Source organism: Herbiconiux sp. SALV-R1 (genome assembly GCF_013113715.1).
Lineage (GTDB): Bacteria > Actinomycetota > Actinomycetes > Actinomycetales > Microbacteriaceae > Herbiconiux.
In genome coordinates this window covers 2,792,154-2,813,053 of the sequence record NZ_CP053344.1, presented here as the reverse complement: position 1 = coordinate 2,813,053, position 20,900 = coordinate 2,792,154, and the positions used below count along the sequence as shown (strand labels likewise).

The window sequence follows — 20,900 nt, the reverse complement described above, 5'->3', positions numbered from 1 at the left end:
CGCACTCAGTAAAGCAAGCAAATGTTCATAATGCAATTCCTCAATCCGGATGACGAACATAACACGAACGCTCGGAATCCCGCCAAGTCGCGGAACCGGCTGGACAGGCCACCGGAAAGTACGTAATGTGAACGCCAATCCCATAATCCGAACAAGGAGGTTCACGGATGCTCGACACCCGAGACTCGCCCATCCCCTCGCCCGCCCTGCTCAAGGTGCTCGACGGCGCGGTCGACCTGCACGTGCACTCCGGCCCGAGCCCCTTCCCGCGCCGACTCGATCACGTGGAGGCCTCTTACGACGCGGCGCGCATCAACATGCGGGCCATCCTCATCAAGTCGCACCACCACAACACCGTGATGGATCTGCTGGCCATGAAGGAGCTGCTCAAAGACGCACCCACCCCCGCCTATGGCGGCGTCGCGCTGAACTCCGAGGTCGGCGGGGTGAACCCGTCGGCGGTGGCCGTCACCATCCAGATGGGCGGCCGTGCCGTGTGGGGGCCGACCGTCTCGGCGGGCCAGCACATCCGTGCCCACAGCCACGACGACGGCTTCCCCACCGCGGGGTCGAACCTCGAGGAGAAGGAGGAGACGATCTGGGCCGAAGACGGCACCGTCTCGCCCGAGGCCGTGCGGGTCACCCAGCTGGTGGCCGAGGCCGGCATCATGCTCTCGGGCGGCCACCTCGACGCCGAGTCGATGAAGGCCCTGTTCGCCACCGCCCAGGAGAACGGCGTGCGCCGACTGCTGCTGCACCACCCCGACTTCATCATCAACGCGTCGGAGGGCGACGTGGAGGAGATGCTGCGCTATGGCGCCTTCGTCGAGCACGAGATGTCGATGTACCACCCGGCGGTGCCGGCGCCCGGCTTCCCCATCCAGCAGCTCGTCGACTGGATCGAGCGGGTCGGCCCCGAGCGCACCGTCATCGACTCCGACCTGGGGCAGAAGACCAACCCGCTGCCCGTCGACGGCTACATCTACGTCATCCAGCAGCTGCTCGACCACGGGGTGAAGGAGAAAGACGTGCGGCAGATGATCTGCCGCAACACCGCGTTCCTCCTCGGCCTCGAGGAGTCGGCCTGATGCGCACCGCCGAGAAGGTGATCATCAGCACGGCCGTCACCGGGTCGGTGAACGTGCCCTCGCAGAGCGACCACCTGCCCATCACCCCCGACGAGATCGTCACCTCGGCGCTCGAGGCGGTGGCCGCGGGGTCGGCGATCATCCACCTGCACGCGCGGCACCCCGACGGCCGGCCCGCCTGGCAGGCCGAGGTGTACGACGAGATCGTGCCGCGCATCCTCGATCAGACGGATGCGGTGATCAACATCACGACGGGCGGCTCGTCGGCGATGACCATGGAGGAGCGGCTCGCCGGGGCGTTGCGCTTCGCCCCCGAACTGGCCTCGCTCAACATGGGGTCGATGAACTTCGTCTACTCGGGCATCGCCGACAAGGTGACGGACTGGAAGCACGACTGGGAGAAGCAGTACGTGCTGAACACCTATTCGCAGCCGTTCATCAACTCCTTCGACCGCATCGAGCACACCCTGCGCGAGCTCGGCGAGGGCCTCGGCACACGGTTCGAGTACGAGTGCTACGACATCGGGCACCTCTACACGCTCGCCCACTTCGCCGAGCGGGGCCTCGCGAAGCCGCCGTTCCTCATCCAGGGCGTGTTCGGCATCCTGGGCGGTATCGGGGCGCACCACGAGAACCTCACCCACATGGTGGCGGTCGCCGACAAGCTGTTCGGCGACGACTACTCGTTCTCGGCCTTCGCCGCGGGGCGCGCGCAGATGCAGTTCGCCACCCACTCCGCCTGGCTCGGCGGCCACGTGCGGGTGGGGCTCGAAGACAGCCTGTGGATCGGCAAGGGCGAGCTCGCCACGAGCAACGCCCAGCAGGTGACGAAGATGCGCGCCGTGGTCGAAGACCTCGGCCGCCAGATCGCCACCCCCGACGACGCCCGCCGCATGCTCGCACTCAAGGGCGCCGAGCGCGTCTCCGTTCCCACCCACTGAGGACCACTGCCATGACCATGTACGCCAAAGACGACATCCGTTCCCGGCTCGCCACCGCCCCGGTGGCGACGCGCGAGGGGATCGACGCGTCGACCCCCATCAAGCCCTCGCAGTGGATCGCGTTCCACGACGAGGAGCCGAGCGAGACCAGTGCGCTCGGCAGCCGCACGTGGATCGCGCGCGCCGCCAACCTCGTCATCGCCTACTCCGAGGCCAAGGCGGGGGAGGTGTTCGCGCGCGACGAGCAGCCCGACGAGTACGCGGTGCTGATGTACTCCGAGAGCGCGCCGCTGCGCGTGACCGCCGGCGCCTCCTCCGTCGAGGTCGACGAGGAGGCCTTCGTGGTGGTGCCGCCCGGCGCGAGCACCATCGAGGTGCTCGCCGACGGGCCCGTCATCCGCGTGTTCTCCACGGTCGACGGGGGGCTGCGCGATAGCGCGCTCAACGCCGCGGCCTATGCCTCGCCCGACCTGCGGGCCGCCCCGCTCGAGCCGTGGCCCGACCCGGTGGGCGGCTTCGCGCTGCGCGTGTACCGGCTCGCCGACACCCCCATCGCCGAGGGGCGCTTCGGGCGCATCTTCCGCACGACGACGCTCATGGTGAACTTCCTCGCCGAAGAGCCGGCGCCGCGCGACCTGCACAAGCTCTCGCCGCACCACCACGACGACTTCGAGCAGATCTCGTTCGGGGTGAAGGGAACGTTCGTGCACCACATCCGTTACCCCTGGGGGCCCGACTCCGCGAGCTGGCGCGACGACGAGCACCGCGAGATCGGCACCCCGTCGATCTGCGTCATCCCGCCGCCCACCGTGCACACCACGCAGGGCGTGGGGGAGCACCAGCAGCTGCTCGACATCTTCTCGCCGCCGCGTCACGACTTCTCGGCCTCGGGCTGGGTGCTGAACGCCGACGACTATCCGGCAGCATGATCGGGCAGGGAACACGCACGAGCCTCTTCCGTGCGGCGCTCGCGCGCCCGTCGGGGCCGCCGCTCGGCACCTGGTCGAAGATCCCCGCGCAGGAGACCGTCGAGCTGCTGGCGCTCGCCGGCTTCGACTTCGTGGTCATCGACCTCGAGCACTCGGCCATGAGCGCCGAGTCGGCGTCGCGCCAGATCGGCGTCGCGCTGCTGGCGGGGCTGTCGCCGATCGTGCGCGTACCGTCGCTCGCGGGCGGGCTGGTGCAGCGGATGCTCGACGCCGGTGCCGAGGGCATCATGCTGCCGCACGTCGACTCGGTGGAGGAGGCGCGGGCCGCGGCCGCCGCGGTGCGCTTCCCTCCCGCAGGAACACGCGGGGTCGGCAGCACCAGCCGTGCCGGAGCGTGGGGAGCGGTGCCGCGCGAGGAGTACCTGCGCTTCGGCGACGAGGTGGTGCTCATCGCTCAGATCGAGAGCGCCGCGGCGGCGCGGGCGGCGGGCGAGATCGCGGCGGTCGACGGTGTCGACGCACTGCTCGTGGGGGCCGCCGACCTCTCGGTGAGCGAGGGGCTCGACGAGAGCGACCCGCGCGTGCTGCGGCTCATCGCCGACGCCGTCGAGGCGGCACACGCGGTGGGCGTGCCGGTGGGCAACGCGGGCGGGGCGACGACGGATGCGGTGCGTGCGTCGATCGATGCCGGCTTCGACTTCACGATGCTGAGCAACGACGCGAGTCTGCTCGGCGGCGCCGCCACGGCTGCGGTGCGTGCCGCCCGGTCGGTGTCGGCGGAGCGCGCCGCGGAGTCGGCCGGGCCGCAGGAGCACCACGAAGGAGAACGCGACGCATGAGAATCAGAACAGTCGATTCGAGGAGGAAGAGATGAGCGACAGCCGAACAGGCCTGCTCCACGACAAGGTCGTGCTGGTGGTCGGGGCGAGTGCGGGCATCGGGGCCGACGCAGCCCGGGTGTTCGCCGAGCACGGCGCGAGCGTGATGCTCGTCGCGCGCACGGAGGAGCCGCTGCGCGCGGTCGCCGACGCGCTCACCGCCGACGGACTCACCGCGCACTACGCCACCGGCGACATCAGTGTCGGTGCGGATGTGGCGCGCGTCGTCGACGAGACGGTCGCCCGGTTCGGGCGGCTCGACGGAGCCTTCAACAACGCCGGGCTCACCCAGGCGGGCCGGCTCGACGAGGTGAGCGAAGACGACTTCGACCGCATCCTCGCCGTCAACGTGAAGGGCGTCTGGTTGTGCCTCCGCGAGGAACTCCGCGTGATGCGGCTGGCCGGAGCGGGGTCGATCGTGAACGTCAGCAGCATCGGGGGGCTGCGCGGGAGCTCGGGCATGGGCGCCTACCAGGCCACGAAGCACGCGGTCATTGGCCTCACCCGCACGGCGGCGCACGACAACGGTCCGCTCGGTGTGCGCGTGAACGTGCTGGCGCCGGGGCCGACCGAGACGCCGATGCTGCAGCAGACGCGGGCGGCCATCCCCGGCGGGGTCGAGGCCCGCGTGGCGGCGACCCCGCTGCGGAAGGTCGGCACCGGGTCGGAGGTGGGGGAGGCCGCGGCCTGGCTGCTGAGCGATCTCGCGAGCCACATCAGCGGCGTCGTGCTGCCTGTCGACGGAGGCTTCAGTGCCTGAGCGCGAGGGGGCTCCCTCAGCTCTCCCGCCGACCGGCACGCTGAGGCTGCCGTCGCGCATCCACGTGGGGTTCGGGGTGCGGGAGCAGATTCCGGAGCTGCTCGCCGAGCACGGCTCGCGGGTGTTCGCGGTGGTCGACCCGTTCCTCGCCGACTCCCCGGAGTTCGTGCGGCTCGTCGAGCGGGCGCGGGCGGCCGGGCTCACCGTGACCGTGCACAGCGAGGTGTCGCCGGAGCTGCCGGTCGACTCGCTCACCGCATCCGGGGCCGCGGCGGCCCGCGTCGAACCCGACGTCGTGCTCGCCTACGGCGGCGGCAGCTCGCTCGACGCCGCGAAACTCATCGCACTGCTGGTGTCGCACGGCGGGTCGCTCGCCGACTACTACGGCGAGAACCGCGTGCCCGGGCCGGTGCTGCCCGTCGTGGCGGTGCCCACGACCGCGGGAACGGGCTCGGAGGTGACGCCCGTGGCGGTGGTCTCCGACCCGCACCGCGAGATGAAGCTCGGCATCTCGAGCCCGCACCTCGTGCCCGCCGCCGCCGTGGTCGACCCCGAGCTCACCCTCGGCGCACCGGCCTCGGTCACCGCGTACGCCGGCATCGACGCGCTGGTGCACGCCCTCGAGTCGTACACCGCGGCGCCGCTGCCGCTCGACTGGAACGGCGTGCTCCCCGTCTTCACCGGCAGCAACCTGTTCGCCGACCAGCTCGCGCTGGAGGCGGTGCGCCGCATCGCGCCGTACCTCGGGCGGGCCGTCGCCGACGGCTCCGACCGGGAGGCGCGCGAGCAGGTGGCCTACGGCAGCCTGCTCGCCGGCATGTCGTTCGGGCCCACCGGCACGCACCTCTCGCACGCGCTGCAGTACCCGATCGGTGCGCTGACCAAGACGCCGCACGGGCTCGGCACGGGGCTGATGATCCCGTACGTGCTGCAGGCCTGCGTGCCCGCCGTGCCCGAGCGCCTCGCCGCGCTCGATCTCGCGCTCGGCGGCCGCGACGACGACACCTGGGTGGCCGCGCAAGACGCGGTCGACCGGGTGGCGGAGCTCTGCCGCAGCATCGGCATCCCCGCGAGCCTCGCCGAGATCGGCATCACCCGCGACCAGTTGCCGCGCATCGCCGAGCTCGCGCTCGGGTCGGCAAGGCTGCTCGCCATCTCGCCCATCGGGGCGGAGCCGAGCACCCTCCTCACCATCCTCGAGGCCGCCCACGCGGGCGACCGCAGTCTCATCGCCGCCTCGGCCCGGCCGGGCCGCTGAAAGGGAGATCTCTCGTGACGTTCACCACCGCATCCGCCGCGACCGGGGGTGCCGCGACCGGCGCTGCCGCGACCGGCGCCGCCGCGACCGGCGCTGCCGACGCGCCCCGCGCATCCGTTCCCCTCGTCGCCGAGCTGTTCATCGGCGGCGAGTGGCGGGCGGGGCAGGAGGGCCGCACCTTCCCCGTCATCGACCCGAGCGACGGCAGCACGATCGCCGACTTCGCCGTGGCCACGCCCGACGACTGTCTCTCCGCGATCGACGCCGCATCCGCCGCGCAGGCCGACTGGGCCGCCACCCCGCCGCGGCGGAGGAGCGAGCTGCTGCGCGCCGCCTACGAGGTGCTCACCGAGGAGGTGGAGCTGTTCGCCGAGATCATGATCAGGGAGAACGGCAAGTCGTACGCCGACGCGATCGGCGAGGCGAACTACGCCAAGGAGTTCTTCCGCTGGTTCGCCGAGGAGGCCGTGCGCATCCCGGGCGAGTACCGGCTGTCGCCCGCGGGCGACAAGCGCATCGTGGTCGACCGGCAGCCCATCGGGGTGTCGCTGCTCATCACACCGTGGAACTTCCCGGCGGCGATGGCCACCCGCAAGCTCGCGCCGGCGCTCGCCGCGGGGTGCACCGTCATTCTGAAGCCGGCGCGCGAGACCCCGCTCACCGCCGCCTACGTCGTCGACGTGCTGCGCCGGGTCGGCGTGCCCGCCGGCGTGGTGAACCTCGTCACCCCGGTGAACACGGGCCCGGTCGTCGCCGAGATGCTCGCGCACCCCGCCGTGCGGAAGCTCTCGTTCACGGGGTCGACCGAGGTGGGCCGCGAGCTGCTGCACGCCTGCGCCGACACGGTGGTGAGCGCGTCGATGGAACTCGGCGGCAACGCGCCGGTCGTCGTGCTGCCGGGAGCCGACCTCGACCTCACCGTGCGCGAGTCGCTGCTGGCGAAGATGCGCAACGGCGGCTCCGCCTGCACGGCGGCCAACCGCTTCTACGTGCACTCGAGCCTCCACGACGCCTTCGTCGAGCGGATGCGCGCGGCACTCGCCGAGGTGCGCGTCGGCTCAGGGCTCGATCACGCGAACGAGCTCGGTGCGCTGGTGTCGGTGAAGGAGCGCGACAAGGTCGCCGCCCTGGTCGACGTGGCCGTGAGCGAGGGCGCCACCGTCGTGCAGGGCGGGCAGAGTTCGGAGGCGGGCGCTTTCTACGACGCGACGCTGCTCACCGGGGTGCGCCACGGATCGGCGATCACGACGCAGGAGATCTTCGGACCCGTCACTGCAGTGGTGCGCTACGACGACGTCGACGAGGCGGTCGAGATGGCCAACGACACCGAGTTCGGGCTCATGGCCTACGTGTTCGGCGAGGAGCGCGACGCGATCGCCGTTGCGCGCAGGCTCGAGGCGGGCATGGTGGCGGTGAACCGCGGGGTGGTGAGCGACCCGGCGGCGCCGTTCGGCGGCGTCAAGCAGAGCGGGCTCGGCCGGGAGGGGTCGAGCGAGGGCATCTTGGAGTTCCTCGAGGAGAAGTACATCGCCCTCACGGCGTGAGGCGGTGCGGCGGGCGTTCGTGGTGCGCGTCCGCCGCGCATCCGCTCGTCTCAGACGGCGATGCGCTGCAGCGGCCCCGTGACGTCGGTGGGGGTGTAGCGCTCGATCGCCTCAGCGGGCTCGGCGAACGGGCCCGACCAGGCGAAGCGGTCGTGCCGGTGGGTGAGCTTCATGTGCCACCCGTCTTTCATGCGGTAGACCGTCGCCAGGGGCGTCGCGGTCTGCGGATCGTCGTTCTCCCCGATGAGAATGGCGATGGTCTCTGTCTTGCGATGGAGCACGATCTCATTCATGGAAGCGACCATATCCGGTTCCGACACGCCGAATGTTTCCAGAAGAAGAAATGTTGCGCTCGGGCAATCCTTCGACCGAACCGCCCGATTTCGTGCCATGACAACGGTGTCCAGCCCCCTTTCGGGGCGAACACCCTCTCATGGGGGTGATCGGCCAGGCAATCCCATGCCTGAGAGTGGCGTGACAGTGTAATGTGAGGCCAACGGGTACGCCGAGTGCGGGCTCGACCGCGGTCGTAAGGGTAACGGCTCAACGCGGTCGGCTTGCTGGCGTTTCCTTGCGGGATGAGAGTATCGGGTCCTCTCATCCCGCTAAATTTTTGCCCGGGGGACGTCGGGGCCGGGCGCTGGCGGCGGCTGCGGCGCCGGCGGCTGCCAAGATGTGCTCATGAAGCTGAATCGTGTGCACCACATCGCGGTGATCGCGAGCGACTACGAGCGCTCGAAGGCGTTCTACCTCGACGTGCTCGGCTGCACCCTGCTGAGCGAGGTCTACCGCGCCGAGCGCGACTCGTGGATGGGTGACCTCGCCCTGAACGGCGAGTACCTCATCGAATTGTTCTCGTTCCCCGACCCGCCCGCGCGGCCCACCCGGCCCGAGGCGCTCGGCCTCCGGCACCTCGCGTTCGAGGTCGACTCGGTGGCGGATGCGCGGGCCGAACTGCTCGGCAAGGGTGTCGCCTGCGAGGAGCTCAGGGTCGACCCGCACACGGGCAAGGCGATGATGTTCTTCGCCGACCCCGACGGGCTGCCGCTCGAGCTGTACGAGGCCTGATGCGTGCGCCCGACAGTCCCGCCACCGGCGTCGACGCGGGTCGCGCGCCGGCGCGCGGCGGGCTGGTGCTGGTGGCGCTCATCCTCGCCTCCGGGGTCGCCAACCTCAACCTGTCGATCGCCAACGTCGCCCTGCCCTCCATCGGCGCGGCCTTCGACGCCTCGCAGACGGCGCTGAACCTCGTGGCGGTGGGCTTCTCGCTCGGGCTCGCGGGCTCCGTGCTCTACCTCGGTGCCCTTGGCGACCGCTACGGACGCAAACGGATGCTCGTGCTGGGTCTCGCACTGAGCATCCCGGCCGCTCTGCTCGCCGCGTTCGCCCCCTCGATCGAGGTGCTCTTCGCCGCGCGGGTCGTCGGCGGCGTCGCCGCGGGCATGGCGTACCCCACCACCCTCGCGCTCATCGCCGCACTCTGGAGCGGGCGGCGACGCATCGCCGCCATCGCGCTGTGGTCGGGCCTCGGTGGTGCGATCAGCGCTCTCGGGCCCCTCGCATCCGGATTCCTGCTGAGCGTGTTCGACTGGGGCTCGGTGTTCCTCATGACGCCCCCGCTCGCCGCGCTCACCCTCGTGCTCGTCGTCGCGGTCGTGCCCGCCAAGGTGAACGAGGGCACGGAGCCGGTCGACAACCTCGGCGGGGTGCTCTCGGTGCTGCTGGTGACGTCGCTCGTGCTCGCCATCAACTTCGCCGCGGTTCCGGGCGCGCAGCTGTTCTCGATCGTGCTCGGCTCGGTCGCGGTGATCGCCGGTGTCGGGTTCGTCGTGCGCCAGCGGCGTGCAGCCAACCCGCTCTACGACCTGCGGGTCGCCGCCCGCCGCACCTTCTGGGCGGCGGCCGTCGCGGGAACCGTCGTGTTCGGCTCCCTCATGGGTGCGATGTACGTGGGGCAGCTCTTCCTGCAGAACGTGCTCGGGTACTCGGCGCTCGAGGCCGGGGCGTCCATCCTGCCCGCCGCCCTCCTCATGACGCTGGCGTCGCCGGTGTCGAGCCGCCTCGTGCCGCGGTTCGGGGCGCGGGCGGTGCTGCTCGCCGGGTTCGTGTCGTGCCTCCTCGCGTTCCTCGTGATGTACCTGTTCTGGGACGTCGGCGCGAGCTACCTGCCCGTGGCCGTCGGCTACGCGTTCATCGGTCTCGGCGTGGGGCTCGCCGGGCCGCCGGCGTCGCGGTCGCTCACCGACTCGGTTCCGGTGCGGAAGGCGGGCATGGCCTCGGGCACCTCCGACCTGCAGCGCGACCTCGGCGGGTCGGTGATGCAGTCGGTGCTCGGCGCCATCCTCACCGCAGGCTACGCGTCGGCGATCGCCTCCTCCATCGCTGCGGCACCGGCCGCGGTGCAGAGCGAGATCAGCGGCAGCATCCAGACCCAGCTGCTCAAGTCGTTCGACGGAGCGATCGCCATCGCCCGGCAGTACCCGGAGTACACCGACGGCATCGTGAAGGCTGCGCGCGACTCGTTCCTCAGCGGCGCCGACTGGGCCTATCTCACCGGCATGGCGTTCATGCTGGTGGGGGCGACTGTGGCCATGCTGTTCTACCCGGGCAAGAAGCGCGAGCAGGAGCTGCTGCGGCAGTACGCCGACGACACCGCTTGACCCTCATTCGAAACTATGTTCGAATGAAGCGATGAGATGGGCGACACAGACACTCACGGCTGAAGACACCTCGACGCTGCCGGGGCTCGCCGCCGTGAGCGGGCTGGTGCGCTCGGTGCAGACGCCGGAGTTCGCGGGAATCACCTTCCATGAGGTGCTCGCCAAGAGCGCCCTCAACCACGTGCCCGGCACCTCGAAGGCGATGCCCTTCGCCTGGACCATCAACCCCTACCGCGGATGCTCGCATGCCTGCGTCTACTGCTTCGCCCGGCCCACCCACGAGTACCTCGAGTTCGACAGCGGCGCCGACTTCGACCAGCAGATCGTGGTGAAGGTGAACGTCGCCGAAGTGCTGCGCAAGGAGCTGGCGAAGAAGTCGTGGCAGCGGCACCCGGTGGCTCTCGGCACCAACACCGATCCCTACCAGCGGGCGGAGGGGCGCTACGCGCTCATGCCCTCCATCATCGAGGCGCTCGCCGACTCGGGCACACCCTTCACGATCCTCACCAAGGGCTCGCTGATGCGCCGCGATCTCGACCTCCTCGAGCAGGCCGCCGCCGTGGTGCCGGTCGGGCTCGCGATGTCGATCGCGGTCTACGACGACGAGCTGCAGCAGTCGATCGAGCCGGGCACGCCCACCGCCAAGGCGCGGCTCGCGACGGTGGCGGCGGCACGCGAGCGGGGGCTGCCGTGCCAGGTGTTCATGATGCCCATCCTGCCGTTGCTCACCGACGGGGTCGACCAGCTCGATCACGCGCTCGGTCTCGTGGCGGCCTCGGGCGCCGACAGCGTCGTGTACTCGACGCTCTATCTCAAGCCGGGGGTGAAGCAGTGGTTCCTCGCCTGGCTCGGTCGCGAGCATCCGGAGCTCTTGCCCGCCTACTCGCGCCTGTACGGCACGAGCGTCTACGCGCCGCCCGAGTACCGCAGCTGGCTGGGGGAGCGGATGCGCCCGCTGCTGCGCAAGCACCGGCTGGCCGAGGGCAGGGAGTCATCGATCGGCGGGCTGCTGCCGCCCGGCCGCGCCGACAAGCCGGGGCTGCCGACCTTCGGGCCCGTCGGCGACTCGCAGCCGATGCTGTTCTGAGCGCGGGGGCTGTGGTGCTGCGGGGGCGGCCGGGTGCTGCGGGTGCGGCCGGGCGCTGAAGCCGGATTAGGGTGAACGGGTGGCGAAACTGTATTTCCGGTTCGGAGCGATGAACAGCGGCAAGAGCACGGCCATGCTCCAGGCCGCCTACAACTACGATGAGCGCGGGCAGACCGTGCTCATCGCCAAGCCCTCCATCGACACCAAGGGCGACCGCCGCATCGTGTCGCGTCTCGGCGTCACCCGCGACGCCGACTTCCTCATCGGCCCCGACACCTCGCTGCGCGAGGAGTTCGCGGCGCTCCGCCGGCGCGAGCTCGAGAGCTCGGGGCACGACGTGAGCTGCCTGCTCATCGACGAGGCCCAGTTCCTCACCCCGGCGCAGGTCGACGACGCGCTCCGCATCGCCATCCTCGACAGCGTGCCGGTGATGGCCTACGGCATCCGCAGCGACTTCCAGACCGAGGGGTTCCCCGGCAGCATCCGGCTGCTCGAGGTGGCGCACAGCCTCGAAGAGCTGAAGACCATCTGCCGGTGCGGGCGCAAGGCCATCTTCAACGCCCGGCGCATCGGAGACCGCTACGTGTTCGACGGCGCCCAGGTCGCCATCGACGGCGAAGACGTGACCTACGAGTCGCTCTGCGGGGCGTGCTACCTCGAGGAGTCGAACGGGGTGCTCGGGCGGGTCTAGGCCGTCGGGCGGGGTGCTCTGGCGTGTCGGGCGGGTCTAGGCGGGGGAGTCGAAGTCGAGCCGCCCGATCTCACTGTCGCTGATGGCCGCGGCCCGGGGCAGATCGAGCAGTCGCGTGCGGTAGGTGAGCCGCTCCACCACCTCGGCGCTCGCCGGCTCGTTGTACGGCGAGGTGACGGGCTTCGAGATGAACTGGCTCGCCGGGCCGATGACGAGCTGCACCGACGACAGGTCGCCGTTCTGCTCCACCACCGGGATGTCGACGGTCTCCGAACGCTCGTTCACCCCGAGCGCCGCCGCGAGCTGCAGCAGCGCGTCGGCGATCTCGTCGGCCGTCTCGAAGGTCAGGCCCGCGTAGGAGACACTTTTCATGTGGTCAACCCTGCCCCCGGGGGTGCCGAGCGGCAACCCCGCCCGGGGCGGGTCGCCCGATCAGCGCACGCGGTCGCGGAGCTTGATCGAACGGCCTATGACGAAGGCGAACCCGGTGGCGCTCACGAGCCAGGTGGTTCCCACGATCACTGCGATAGCTACGAGCTCCATCATGACCTCCTCGTCACACGGATGTCGCCACATTCGGGTTGGCGTCTCTTGTTCAGAGAGTACGACCGAGCCGCCCACACCGCTCGCAACGCCCCGGCGCGTCGCAGCGCATTCGCAGCCGGCATGCAGAAGCCGGGCGGAGAACCTGTCTCCGCCCGGCTTCTTCTGTCGGGGTGGCGGGATTCGAACCCACGACCTCCTCGTCCCGAACGAGGCGCGCTACCAAGCTGCGCCACACCCCGAGTGGATCGCCACGGAGAACCGCGGCTGAGGCCTCAACAAGGATAGCTGATAATTCCGGGCTGCGAGACCGCGAGCATCGGTCGCCCTCGTCAGCCCTTCGCGGTGAGGGTGAGCAGCGTCGCCTCGGGCTTGCAGGCGAAGCGGAAGGGCGAGTAGATCGAGGTGCCGAGACCGGCCGACACGTTGAGGTAGGCGCTGTGGAAGCCGTGGCGCCACAGGCTCAGCCCCTTCACCTGGCGGCGCGGTATGTCGCAATTCGTCACCACGGCGCCGTACCCGGGAATGCAGACCTGCCCGCCGTGCGTGTGCCCGGCGAACACCACCTCGGCGCCGTGCGTCACGAAGGAGTTCAGCACGTACTGGTAGGGCGCGTGAGCCACCCCCACCAAGAGGCGCGGCCCGCGGTCGTCGTCTTCGCGCAGCTCGTCGAGGGCGCCGGGAATACGGTCGAGGCGGTCGTAGCCGCGGTGCGGGTCGTTCACCCCGAAGAAGTCGATGATGGTGCCCTGCACCTCGGTGGTGGCGGCAGCGTTGTTGAGGCTCTTCCAGCCGAGCGAATCGAGGTAGTGCTCCAAAGCATCCGTGTCGAGGCGCTCGGCCGCGTGGGCGTGCTTCGACGGGCCCATGAAGTAGCGGAGGGGGTTCTTGAACGACGGCCCCCAGTAGTCGTTCGACCCGTTCACGTAGACACCGGGCACACCGGCGAACACGTCGAGCGCTGCGCGCAGGCCCGTGAGCCCGTCGCGGTGGCCCAGGTTGTCGCCGGTGTCGACGACGAGGTGCGGGTCGAGCGCGGCGAGGTCGCGCACCCACTGCTGCTTGTCGGTCTGCCACGGGGCCATGTGCAGGTCGGAGAGATGCAGCACCCTGATGTCGGCGGCGCCCTTCGGAAGAACCGGGATGCTCGCCGTGCGCAGGGTGTACTGCTTGCGTTCGACGAAGGTGCCGTAGGCGACGCAGGCGGCGCCGGCCACCGCGACAGCACCGAGGGTGCCCGCGGTGGCCCGCGCGAGAGAGGTCACTCTCAGCCGGCCTTCGTGGTGATTCTGAGCTTGTCGGTGCCGAAGCGGATCGGCTCACCGGAGCTCGGAGACGACCCCGTCACCTTCGCGTTGCCGCTCGAGGGGCCGTTGAAGACCACCTGCGAGGAGTCGATGCCCGCTGCCGCGATGGCGGACTTCGCCGCGTCGGGGCTGAGGCCCACGAGGTTCGGAACCGTGCGCAGCTCGCCGTTCGAGGTGTAGACGGTAACTGTCGAGCCCTTCGTGGCGGTGCCGCTCGGCGAGGAGCTGTCGACGGTGCCCGCCTTCGCGGTCGAGTCGACGACGCCGCCGTCGTCGAAGTCGAAGCCCGCGGCGGTGAGAGCCGCTTTGGCCGCGTCGATCGACATGCCGGCGAGGTTCGGAATCTGCACTTGCACGCCGTTCACCAGCGTGCTGTCGGCGGTCGGGAACTCGGTGCCGCCGTACTTGCCGTCGGCATCGGTCATGAACTGCTTCCAGATGCTGTGCCTGACGTTACCGCCGCTCTGGTCACCGATCGAGGTGTTGCGGATGGAGACCGTGCCGACGACGTTGCCCACCCAGACAGCGGTGGCGAGCTCGGTCGAGGCGCCCACGAACCAGGTGTCTTTCTCGGAGTCGGTGGTACCGGTCTTACCGAAGTGCGGGATGCCGTCGCGTGGGTTCGACGCCGTGGCCGTACCGCTGTTGATGACCGCTTCGAGCGCCGTCACCATGGTGGCTGCGACGTTCGGCGCCACCGCCTGCGAGCAGGTCGAGGTGGGAACGGGCAGCTCGTTGCCCTCCGCGTCGAGAATCTTGTCGATCGCGATGGGGGAGCAGTAGGTGCCCTCGTTGGCGACGGCGGCGAACGCGGCGGCCATGGTGAGGGGGGCGATCTCGTTGGTGCCCAGCACGTCGGCGGGGTTCTCGCCGAGCGGGTTGCCGTCGGCGCGGTGCACGCCGAAGGCCTCGGCAGTCTTGCGGATCTCGCACTGGTCGAGCTTCTGCGCCATGCGGAGGTAGGCGAGGTTCACCGAGTTCGCGGTGGCGTTCAGCACGGTGACGTTGCCGGGGTTCGCCCCGCCGTCGTTCTTCACCGAGTAGGTGCCGCCGTTGCCGCCGGTGCAGCTGTCTTTGAACTGCGCCAGGTTGAGCGTGCCGGGGGAGCCATTGACGATGTCACCCAGCGAATGGCCGGTCTTCAGCCACTCGGCGAGGGTGAAGATCTTGTAGGTCGAGCCCACCTGGAAGCCGGTCGACCCGCCGTAGAGGTAGTCGGTGCTGTAATTGATGGCACTTGCGCCGAGGTTGGTGGCGGTGACCTCGGGGTCGTCACTGAAGTCCTTGTTCTGCACCATGGCGAGCACGCGGCCGGTGCCGGGCTGCACGGTGACGAGGGAGGAACCGAGGTCGAAGTCGGCGACCTTGGGGACGTTCGCGTTCATCGCCGCCATCGCCGCGTTCTGCAGGTCGACGTCGAGGCTGGTGTAGATCTGGTAGCCACCGGTCTTGAAGTTGTTCCAGCGCGTGTCTTCGTCTGGCCCGAACGCTTGGTCGTTCTTCACGATGTGGGTGACGTAGTCGCAGAAGAAGCCGGCGGCGATGGCGTTGGCCGTCTGGCAGCCGGTGGAGGGCTCGACGATGTTCGGCGTCACCGGGGTGGCGATCGCTTCGTCGTACTGCGCCTGCGTGACCTTGTGCTCTTTGAGCATCGACGCCAGCACGTCCTTGTCGCGGCGGGCCTGGTTCGCCTCGATGTTCTCGGGCTCGTCGATGCGGAGGCCGTTCGGCTCGTTCACCGTGGCGATGAGGCTGGCGGCCTGGGCGAGGGTGAGGTCGGAGGCGTTCACCCCGAAGTAGTACTGGGCGGCCGACTGGATGCCGTACACGCGACCACCGAACGGAGCGATGTTGAGGTAGCCGAGGAGGATGTCGTCTTTCGAGTACTCCTTCTCGAGGCCGATCGCGAGCTTGATCTCCTTGAGCTTGCGGTCGATGCTCGTCTTCGTCGCCTCTTCGTAGGCGGCGTCGCGCTGGGCCTCGTCCTGAATGGCCTCGGCCTTCTGCACCTGGATGTTGCGCACGTACTGCATCGAGATGGTCGATGCGCCACTCGCGCTGGTCTCGAGCGCGTTGCCGGCGGCGGCACGCAGGGTCGACGCGATGTCGACACCGCCGTGGCTGTAGAAGCGCGGGTCTTCGGTGGCGATCACCGCGTCTTTGACGAACTGGTTGATCTGGTCCCACCCGACCTCTTCGCGGTTCTGCTCGAACACGGAGGCCAGGAGAATGGGGGAGCCATCGCTCTGGGTGGCGTAGATGTTGGTCTTCTCGGCAAGAGCATCCGGCTTGATGTAGCTCGGGAGGTTCTCGAACATGCCGATCGAGTTGTTCGCGGCAATGCCGGTGACGGCGAGGGCGGGCGTGACCATTGCTGTGACCAGGATGCCCGCGATTGCGCTCATACCGACGATGCCCAGAATGGCTCCGACCGCACCCGTAGCAGAGGCTTTCGGGGCAGACATAAGATCAAGGGTAAGCGAGAACTCTGTGAAAAACCGAGAAAGGGGCGCCCGTGCCCGCTGTGCCTGCCTGGGAATACGTGACGACACCGCTCATGATCCACAACACCGCCGCCATCCTCAACACCTGGGGGTCTGACGGTTGGGAGCTCGTGCAGGTCGTGACGGGGCCTGAAGGCGGGCTCGTCGCGTACCTGAAGCGGCCGGTCGCCGGGGCAGAGGCGTAGTCGTGTCGCAGGTCGCCGCCAAGCTCCGGGAACTCGGAATCGAGATCCCCACCGTCTCCGCGCCCGCGGGCGCCTACGTTCCCGCCGTCGTCAGCGGCAACCTCGTCTACACGGCGGGTCAGCTGCCCTTCGTCGGGGGAGCGCTCGCCGTCACCGGCAAGGTCGGCGAGCAGCCCGGCCTGGTGTCGCCCGCCGAGGCGAAGGAGCTGGCCCGCACGGCTGCCCTCAACGCGCTTGCCGCGGTGGAGAGCGCCATCGGTTCGCTCGACCGCGTGGTGCGCATCGTGAAGGTGGTCGGGTTCGTCGCCTCCGACCCGTCGTTCTCGGGTCAGCCGGGGGTCATCAACGGTGCCTCGGAGCTCCTCGGCGAGGTGTTCGGAGACCGCGGCGTGCACGCACGGTCGGCAGTCGGAGTGGCCGTGCTGCCGCTCGATTCGGCGGTCGAGGTGGAGCTCATCGCCGAGTTCGCGTGATCCACTCCGAATCTCGGTCGTACGCACACTGGGAATTCGCTGGGGTGGTTTGCGCCCATGTTACGAGCGAGTAAACTCGGACATACCGAACCTCGTGTTCGGATGCAACGCACTAGTGATTCCCCCCAATCCAGCGTTGCTGCGGCGGCACCCTTCCCCCCATTGGGTGCCGCCCCTTCTTTTTAAGCGCGTCGTGCTGTGTGAGCGGTTTGGGCTGTAGGCGGGTTCTGCACAGGCGCAGTTCTCGGCTTCGTTGTCCACCGGCATCGTCGACTGCGCGTCTTCCCGTTCGGCCGCCGCCTACCGTCGCCGCATGACATCTCCTCGCTCAGCGGCATTCGGACCTCTCGCCCCCTACCTCGACGACGATAGCGTCACCGACGTCTTCGTGAACGGGCACCGTGACCTCTGGGTCGATCGGGGCGGCGGCCCTCGACGTGAGCCCGGGTGGTCGTGCCCCGACGAGCAACGGCTGCGCGAGTTCGCGGTGCGTCTCGTGGCCGCGGGCGGGCGGCACATCGACGAGGCCACGCCGTGCGTCGACGTGACGGTCACGGGGTGCCGGGTGCACGTGGTGCTGCCGCCGGTTGCGGGCGGGGGAACGCTGGTCTCGGTGAGAGTGCCGCAGGCGGTGTTCCCGTCGCTCGACGATCTCGAAGCGCGTGGGTTCTTCGGAAGCGGCGGCTCCGGCTCGGCCTCGGGTCTTCGCTCGGCCGCCGCCCGCCGGGGGATTGTCGACGAAGCCGTGCGCCGGCGCACCAACCTGCTCATCACGGGTGCTGCCGGCAGCGGCAAGACGACGTTCCTCTCCGCCCTGCTCGGCAGCGCGTCGCCCACCGAGCGCATCGTCGTCATCGAAGACGTCGCCGAGCTGCGTGTCGCGCATCCGCACGTGGTCGGGCTCGAGGCTCGGCAGCCGAACCTCGAGGGGGCCGGCGGCATCGGCCTCGCCGAGCTGGTGCGCCAGGCGCTCCGCATGCGACCCGACCGGCTGGTGCTGGGGGAGTGCCGCGGCGCCGAGATCCGCGACCTGCTGTCGGCCCTCAACACCGGCCACGACGGAGGTGCCGGCACCTTGCACGCGAACGCCCTCGCCGACGTTCCGGCCCGACTCGAGGCGCTCGGGGCACTCGCCGGTCTCGACGCCTCGGCCGTGGCGCGGCAGGCCGTGAGCGCGATCGGGCTCGTCTGCCACCTGCGCCGCGTAGGCGACCGCCGCGAACTCGCGGAGTTCGGAGAACTCTGCCTCGACCAGCGCGACCGCCTCGCGGTGCGGGCACTGGGCGGGGGCCGCGCTCTGGTGGTCCCGTCCGTTGCCACCATCGAGTCCGGCGCGGCCGTCGTGCCCAATGCGCTCCGAGCTCCAGACGTCGACAGCACGTCCGTTGTGTCTGGCGCACCCGGGGCGCCTGGTCTGTCCGGTGCGCTGGGCGCGCCCGGACTGTCCGGTGGGCTCGGCACGCCCGTCGCGCCCGGTGCGCCGGGCGCGCCCGGAGTGCCCGGTGGGCTCGGCGCGCCCGTCGGGTCCGGTGCGCTGGGCGCGCCCGGAGTGCCTGGTGGGCTCGGCACGCCCGTCGTGTCTGGTGCGCGCGGCGCGGATGGCGCGTCGGTTGCGTCGAGCGGCCCTTCTCGCCGAGCGAGGCGTCGTGCCCAGGCGGCTTGAGGCCCAGGCTCTTTCCACCTTGTGCGAGCGGCTCTCGGCCCTGCTCGAGGCTGGAGTCGCGCCCCGCGACGCTTGGCTCTATCTCGCCGAGCTCGGCGACGACGCAGCGGTTGCGCTGGTCGCCGACCGCATCCGCTCGGGAGCACGGGTCCCCGAGGCCATCGCCGCCGCTGGCGCGACCACCACCGGTCGCACGACCAGCCGCTCTGCTCCCACGCTGGAGTCGCGGCGCCGCCACTGGGCTGCCCTCGCGAGCGTCTGGTTCGTCGCCGAGGCGTCAGGCGCGCCGTTCGCCCGAACCCTCTCCGACATGGCGTCGTCCTTCACCGCGATCGCCGCCGTCGAACGCGACACCACAGTCGCTCTCGCCGGCCCGAAGGCCACCGCCCGCCTCGTCCTCTGCCTCCCACTGGTCGCGATGGCGGCCGGATCGGTCATCGGCATCGACTCCGCCCGCGTGCTCTTCACCACCCCTCTCGGCTGGCTCTGCCTCGCCGCAGGCTCCGTGCTGCTCCTCCTCGCTCACCTGTGGTCGGCCCGCCTCCTCCGCTCGGCCCGCGCCGACGGCCCCGCACCGGGCCTGGGCCTCGACCTGCTCGCCATCGCCCTCACCGCCGGCTGCCCACCCCCCACCGCCGAAACCCTTGTCGAGATAGCCATCACCCGCTTCAACCCCCTCACTCCCCACACCGCCCCACCCCGCGATGCCACCACCCACCTTGCCGCTCATGGTGACGGTGCCCGCGATGGCGCCGCCCACGATGCTGCCGCCCGTGGTAATGGCGCCCGCGATGCCGTGCCTCCTGGTGATGGCGCCCGCGATGCCGTGCCTCCTGGTGATGGCGCCCGCGATGCCGTGCCTCCTGGTGATGGCGCCCGCGCTGCCGTGGCTCGTGGTGATGGCGCCCGCGCTGCCGTGGCTCGTGGTGATGGCCGCCAGGGTGCCGCCGCCCGCCACCCTGAGGCGCATGGTGATGGTGCCCGGGATGCCGTTGCCCGAGGACTTCCCACCCGGCGTGCCGATGCGCGAGGTGCCGGTGTCGTAAGCGTCGATGCGCGGGATGCGGATTGGCAGATCCAGGCACGCGCGACGATGACCCTTGCGACGCGTGCGGGTGCGCACCCCGCGACCCTCCTCCGCCGCGAGGCCGCCCGCCTCCGCCACGAATCCTCCACCCGCGCCGCCGCCCGGGCCGCCTCCCTCGCCGTCTGGTTGATGCTACCCCTAGGCACCTGCATCCTCCCTGCCTTCCTCTTCCTCTCCGTCGTCCCCTCCTTCCTGGCGATCCTGACCACCACCGTCCCTCAGACCTGACGTCGCGCAGTAGCCGCCCCCGTCCGCGACCTCATGCGCTTGCGCCCACATTCGCGCCTCCAGTTGTCCACCCATCCGTCTACTCAATCGAAGGAACTACCCCCATGACCCCACCTCGCTCCCCGTCCCTGACTGCCGGTTCCGGCCTGTACGCGCTGCCCAGGCTGGACGACACTCAACCTCGCGATCAGCGCCACTCGACACCGTCACCCCGCCCGCGTGCTGGGACGACTCGGGCGCGAGCACTGTCGTGGTGGGCACGGGTGCGCGGGCTCGTGGTGCGGTTCTCCGACGATGGCGGCGCCGCAACCGCTGAGTATGCGATCGCCACGCTGGCTACTGTCGCACGGAAAATGCGTATTAAACGTTTCCCTTTCCTCGACCTCCTGAAGCCCTCCACGAGGCGTACAGCGGCGAGCACCTACAAGCGACTGGTCATCCCATACGAAACTCAAGAAAATAGCGTTTGACCAGGGTAAATCCTCGCTGGCTGGTAAAATTGCAGGATGAAGAAACAGAACAACGAGAACCAAGTACTGGTTGACAATCGCGAAGCATGGGAGCAATTCGTCGCCGCCTGCGTGAAGGACTTCGAGCGCGACCCCGGCTACACCTTGGAGATGGCGCAGGCTGGCGCTCAAATACTCGCGCGACGGAAGTTGCGGGCGCAGCAACTAATGGCTCAGAAAGATTCCTAGAGACGGGGAGACCCCTGCCATCGCCGCCGACCAATCCGGCGAGCGCCGATCAGGTGTTCACTCAACGAAAGATAAGTACAAGCAGGATGACGAAGGTGAGGCAGCCGAACAGGATGAAGCCCACCCCCGCCTGACGCACATTGCTAGGGGTGTACACCCTCTTCGTGATCTTCTCCGAATACGCCATGTCAGCACCGGTCTTGAAGAAGTCAGCCAGGGGTACAGCCCATCTCAAGATGCAAACGCCCCCACCTATGCCAGCGACCGTGAAGATGCTCATCACGATGATGGAGGTCATGTCATCAATCTATCGATGGCTACAAGCATCATCTAGTTGCTCCAACCCGCCTCCGCTGATGACCGCCACTAAGTTCGA

Annotated in this window: 21 protein-coding genes and 1 tRNA gene; 16 read left to right on the top strand and 6 right to left on the bottom strand. The window is 69.6% G+C overall.

Going from position 1 to position 20,900, the window contains the following annotated elements; genetic code table 11:
* Positions 1 to 167: 167 nt before the first annotated feature.
* Genes HL652_RS13555 through HL652_RS13525 form a run of 7 tightly spaced genes read left to right on the top strand, consistent with a single transcriptional unit; the run spans position 168 to position 7,398 of the window.
* Positions 168 to 1,088: a DUF6282 family protein gene (locus HL652_RS13555; RefSeq protein ID WP_171705810.1), complete on the top strand. Its 921-nt coding sequence runs from the start codon at positions 168 to 170 to the stop codon at positions 1,086 to 1,088.
* Positions 1,088 to 2,029: a beta-keto acid cleavage family enzyme gene (locus tag HL652_RS13550; RefSeq protein WP_171705809.1), complete on the top strand. Its 942-nt coding sequence runs from the start codon at positions 1,088 to 1,090 to the stop codon at positions 2,027 to 2,029. The genes HL652_RS13555 and HL652_RS13550 overlap by 1 nt, the downstream gene beginning before the upstream one ends.
* Positions 2,030 to 2,040: 11 nt before the next feature.
* Complete coding sequence (locus tag HL652_RS13545) at positions 2,041 to 2,958, top strand: cupin domain-containing protein (RefSeq protein ID WP_171705808.1); 918 nt, start codon at positions 2,041 to 2,043, stop codon at positions 2,956 to 2,958.
* Positions 2,955 to 3,797 carry an HpcH/HpaI aldolase family protein gene (locus tag HL652_RS13540; protein WP_171705807.1) on the top strand — a complete coding sequence of 281 codons (843 nt, stop codon included), beginning with the start codon at positions 2,955 to 2,957 and terminating at the stop codon, positions 3,795 to 3,797. The genes HL652_RS13545 and HL652_RS13540 overlap by 4 nt, the downstream gene beginning before the upstream one ends.
* 31 nt (positions 3,798 to 3,828) lie before the next feature.
* A complete protein-coding gene (locus HL652_RS13535; RefSeq protein ID WP_171705806.1) occupies positions 3,829 to 4,596 on the top strand; it encodes an SDR family NAD(P)-dependent oxidoreductase in 768 nt (255 codons plus the stop codon).
* A complete protein-coding gene (locus HL652_RS13530) occupies positions 4,589 to 5,854 on the top strand; it encodes an iron-containing alcohol dehydrogenase (protein ID WP_253743277.1) in 1,266 nt (421 codons plus the stop codon). Before HL652_RS13535 ends, HL652_RS13530 begins: the two co-directional genes overlap by 8 nt.
* A 14-nt stretch (positions 5,855 to 5,868) precedes the next feature.
* Positions 5,869 to 7,398, top strand: a complete 1,530-nt coding sequence (locus tag HL652_RS13525) for an NAD-dependent succinate-semialdehyde dehydrogenase (RefSeq protein ID WP_171705805.1) — start codon at positions 5,869 to 5,871, stop codon at positions 7,396 to 7,398.
* 50 nt (positions 7,399 to 7,448) lie between these two features.
* On the opposite strand, the gene HL652_RS13520 is transcribed toward HL652_RS13525, so the two are convergent.
* On the bottom strand, positions 7,449 to 7,691 hold the full coding sequence (locus tag HL652_RS13520) for a hypothetical protein (RefSeq protein ID WP_171705804.1): 243 nt from the start codon (positions 7,689 to 7,691) through the stop codon (positions 7,449 to 7,451).
* A 388-nt stretch (positions 7,692 to 8,079) separates the two neighbouring features.
* On the opposite strand from HL652_RS13520, the gene HL652_RS13515 reads away from it, so the two are divergent.
* From HL652_RS13515 to HL652_RS13500, 4 genes are all read left to right on the top strand, one after another.
* Positions 8,080 to 8,466: a VOC family protein gene (locus tag HL652_RS13515; RefSeq protein ID WP_171705803.1), complete on the top strand. Its 387-nt coding sequence runs from the start codon at positions 8,080 to 8,082 to the stop codon at positions 8,464 to 8,466.
* The gene (locus tag HL652_RS13510; RefSeq protein ID WP_171705802.1) at positions 8,466 to 10,058 is read left to right on the top strand and encodes an MFS transporter; all 1,593 of its coding nucleotides are present in this window, start codon (positions 8,466 to 8,468) and stop codon (positions 10,056 to 10,058) included. Before HL652_RS13515 ends, HL652_RS13510 begins: the two co-directional genes overlap by 1 nt.
* Before the next feature lie 31 nt (positions 10,059 to 10,089).
* Entirely contained in the window at positions 10,090 to 11,145 is a 1,056-nt protein-coding gene (locus HL652_RS13505; protein ID WP_171705801.1) for an Rv2578c family radical SAM protein, read from the top strand.
* A 79-nt stretch (positions 11,146 to 11,224) separates the two neighbouring features.
* A complete protein-coding gene (locus HL652_RS13500; protein WP_171705800.1) occupies positions 11,225 to 11,836 on the top strand; it encodes a thymidine kinase in 612 nt (203 codons plus the stop codon).
* Positions 11,837 to 11,872: 36 nt separating this feature from the next.
* Here HL652_RS13500 and HL652_RS13495 read toward each other — a convergent pair whose 3' ends face one another.
* The 4 genes from HL652_RS13495 to HL652_RS13480 all read right to left on the bottom strand — a co-directional run bounded on the left by HL652_RS13495 (position 11,873) and on the right by HL652_RS13480 (position 16,091).
* Positions 11,873 to 12,208 carry a hypothetical protein gene (locus HL652_RS13495; RefSeq protein WP_171705799.1) on the bottom strand — a complete coding sequence of 112 codons (336 nt, stop codon included), beginning with the start codon at positions 12,206 to 12,208 and terminating at the stop codon, positions 11,873 to 11,875.
* Positions 12,209 to 12,547: 339 nt separating this feature from the next.
* Positions 12,548 to 12,621 (bottom strand) — tRNA-Pro (locus tag HL652_RS13490).
* Positions 12,622 to 12,711: 90 nt separating this feature from the next.
* Positions 12,712 to 13,644 (bottom strand): metallophosphoesterase, encoded by a 933-nt coding sequence (locus HL652_RS13485; RefSeq protein WP_171705798.1) that lies wholly within the window; start codon positions 13,642 to 13,644, stop codon positions 12,712 to 12,714.
* Positions 13,645 to 13,646: 2 nt separating this feature from the next.
* A complete protein-coding gene (locus tag HL652_RS13480) occupies positions 13,647 to 16,091 on the bottom strand; it encodes a transglycosylase domain-containing protein (RefSeq protein WP_171705797.1) in 2,445 nt (814 codons plus the stop codon).
* Positions 16,092 to 16,210: 119 nt separating this feature from the next.
* Between HL652_RS13480 and HL652_RS13475 the strand changes: the two genes are divergently transcribed.
* From HL652_RS13475 to HL652_RS13455, 5 genes are all read left to right on the top strand, one after another.
* Positions 16,211 to 16,375 (top strand): DUF4177 domain-containing protein, encoded by a 165-nt coding sequence (locus HL652_RS13475; protein ID WP_216604096.1) that lies wholly within the window; start codon positions 16,211 to 16,213, stop codon positions 16,373 to 16,375.
* 2 nt (positions 16,376 to 16,377) lie between these two features.
* The gene (locus HL652_RS13470; RefSeq protein ID WP_171705796.1) at positions 16,378 to 16,848 is read left to right on the top strand and encodes a RidA family protein; all 471 of its coding nucleotides are present in this window, start codon (positions 16,378 to 16,380) and stop codon (positions 16,846 to 16,848) included.
* Positions 16,849 to 17,161: 313 nt separating this feature from the next.
* Complete coding sequence (locus HL652_RS13465) at positions 17,162 to 18,511, top strand: ATPase, T2SS/T4P/T4SS family (RefSeq protein WP_216603894.1); 1,350 nt, start codon at positions 17,162 to 17,164, stop codon at positions 18,509 to 18,511.
* Positions 18,512 to 18,530: 19 nt separating this feature from the next.
* Positions 18,531 to 19,826, top strand: coding sequence for a type II secretion system F family protein (locus HL652_RS13460; protein WP_171705795.1), 1,296 nt, complete (start codon positions 18,531 to 18,533; stop codon positions 19,824 to 19,826).
* Between the two features lie 506 nt (positions 19,827 to 20,332).
* Complete coding sequence (locus HL652_RS13455) at positions 20,333 to 20,524, top strand: hypothetical protein (protein ID WP_171705794.1); 192 nt, start codon at positions 20,333 to 20,335, stop codon at positions 20,522 to 20,524.
* Between the two features lie 61 nt (positions 20,525 to 20,585).
* Here HL652_RS13455 and HL652_RS13450 read toward each other — a convergent pair whose 3' ends face one another.
* Positions 20,586 to 20,822 carry a hypothetical protein gene (locus HL652_RS13450; RefSeq protein WP_171705793.1) on the bottom strand — a complete coding sequence of 79 codons (237 nt, stop codon included), beginning with the start codon at positions 20,820 to 20,822 and terminating at the stop codon, positions 20,586 to 20,588.
* Positions 20,823 to 20,900 lie beyond the last annotated feature (78 nt).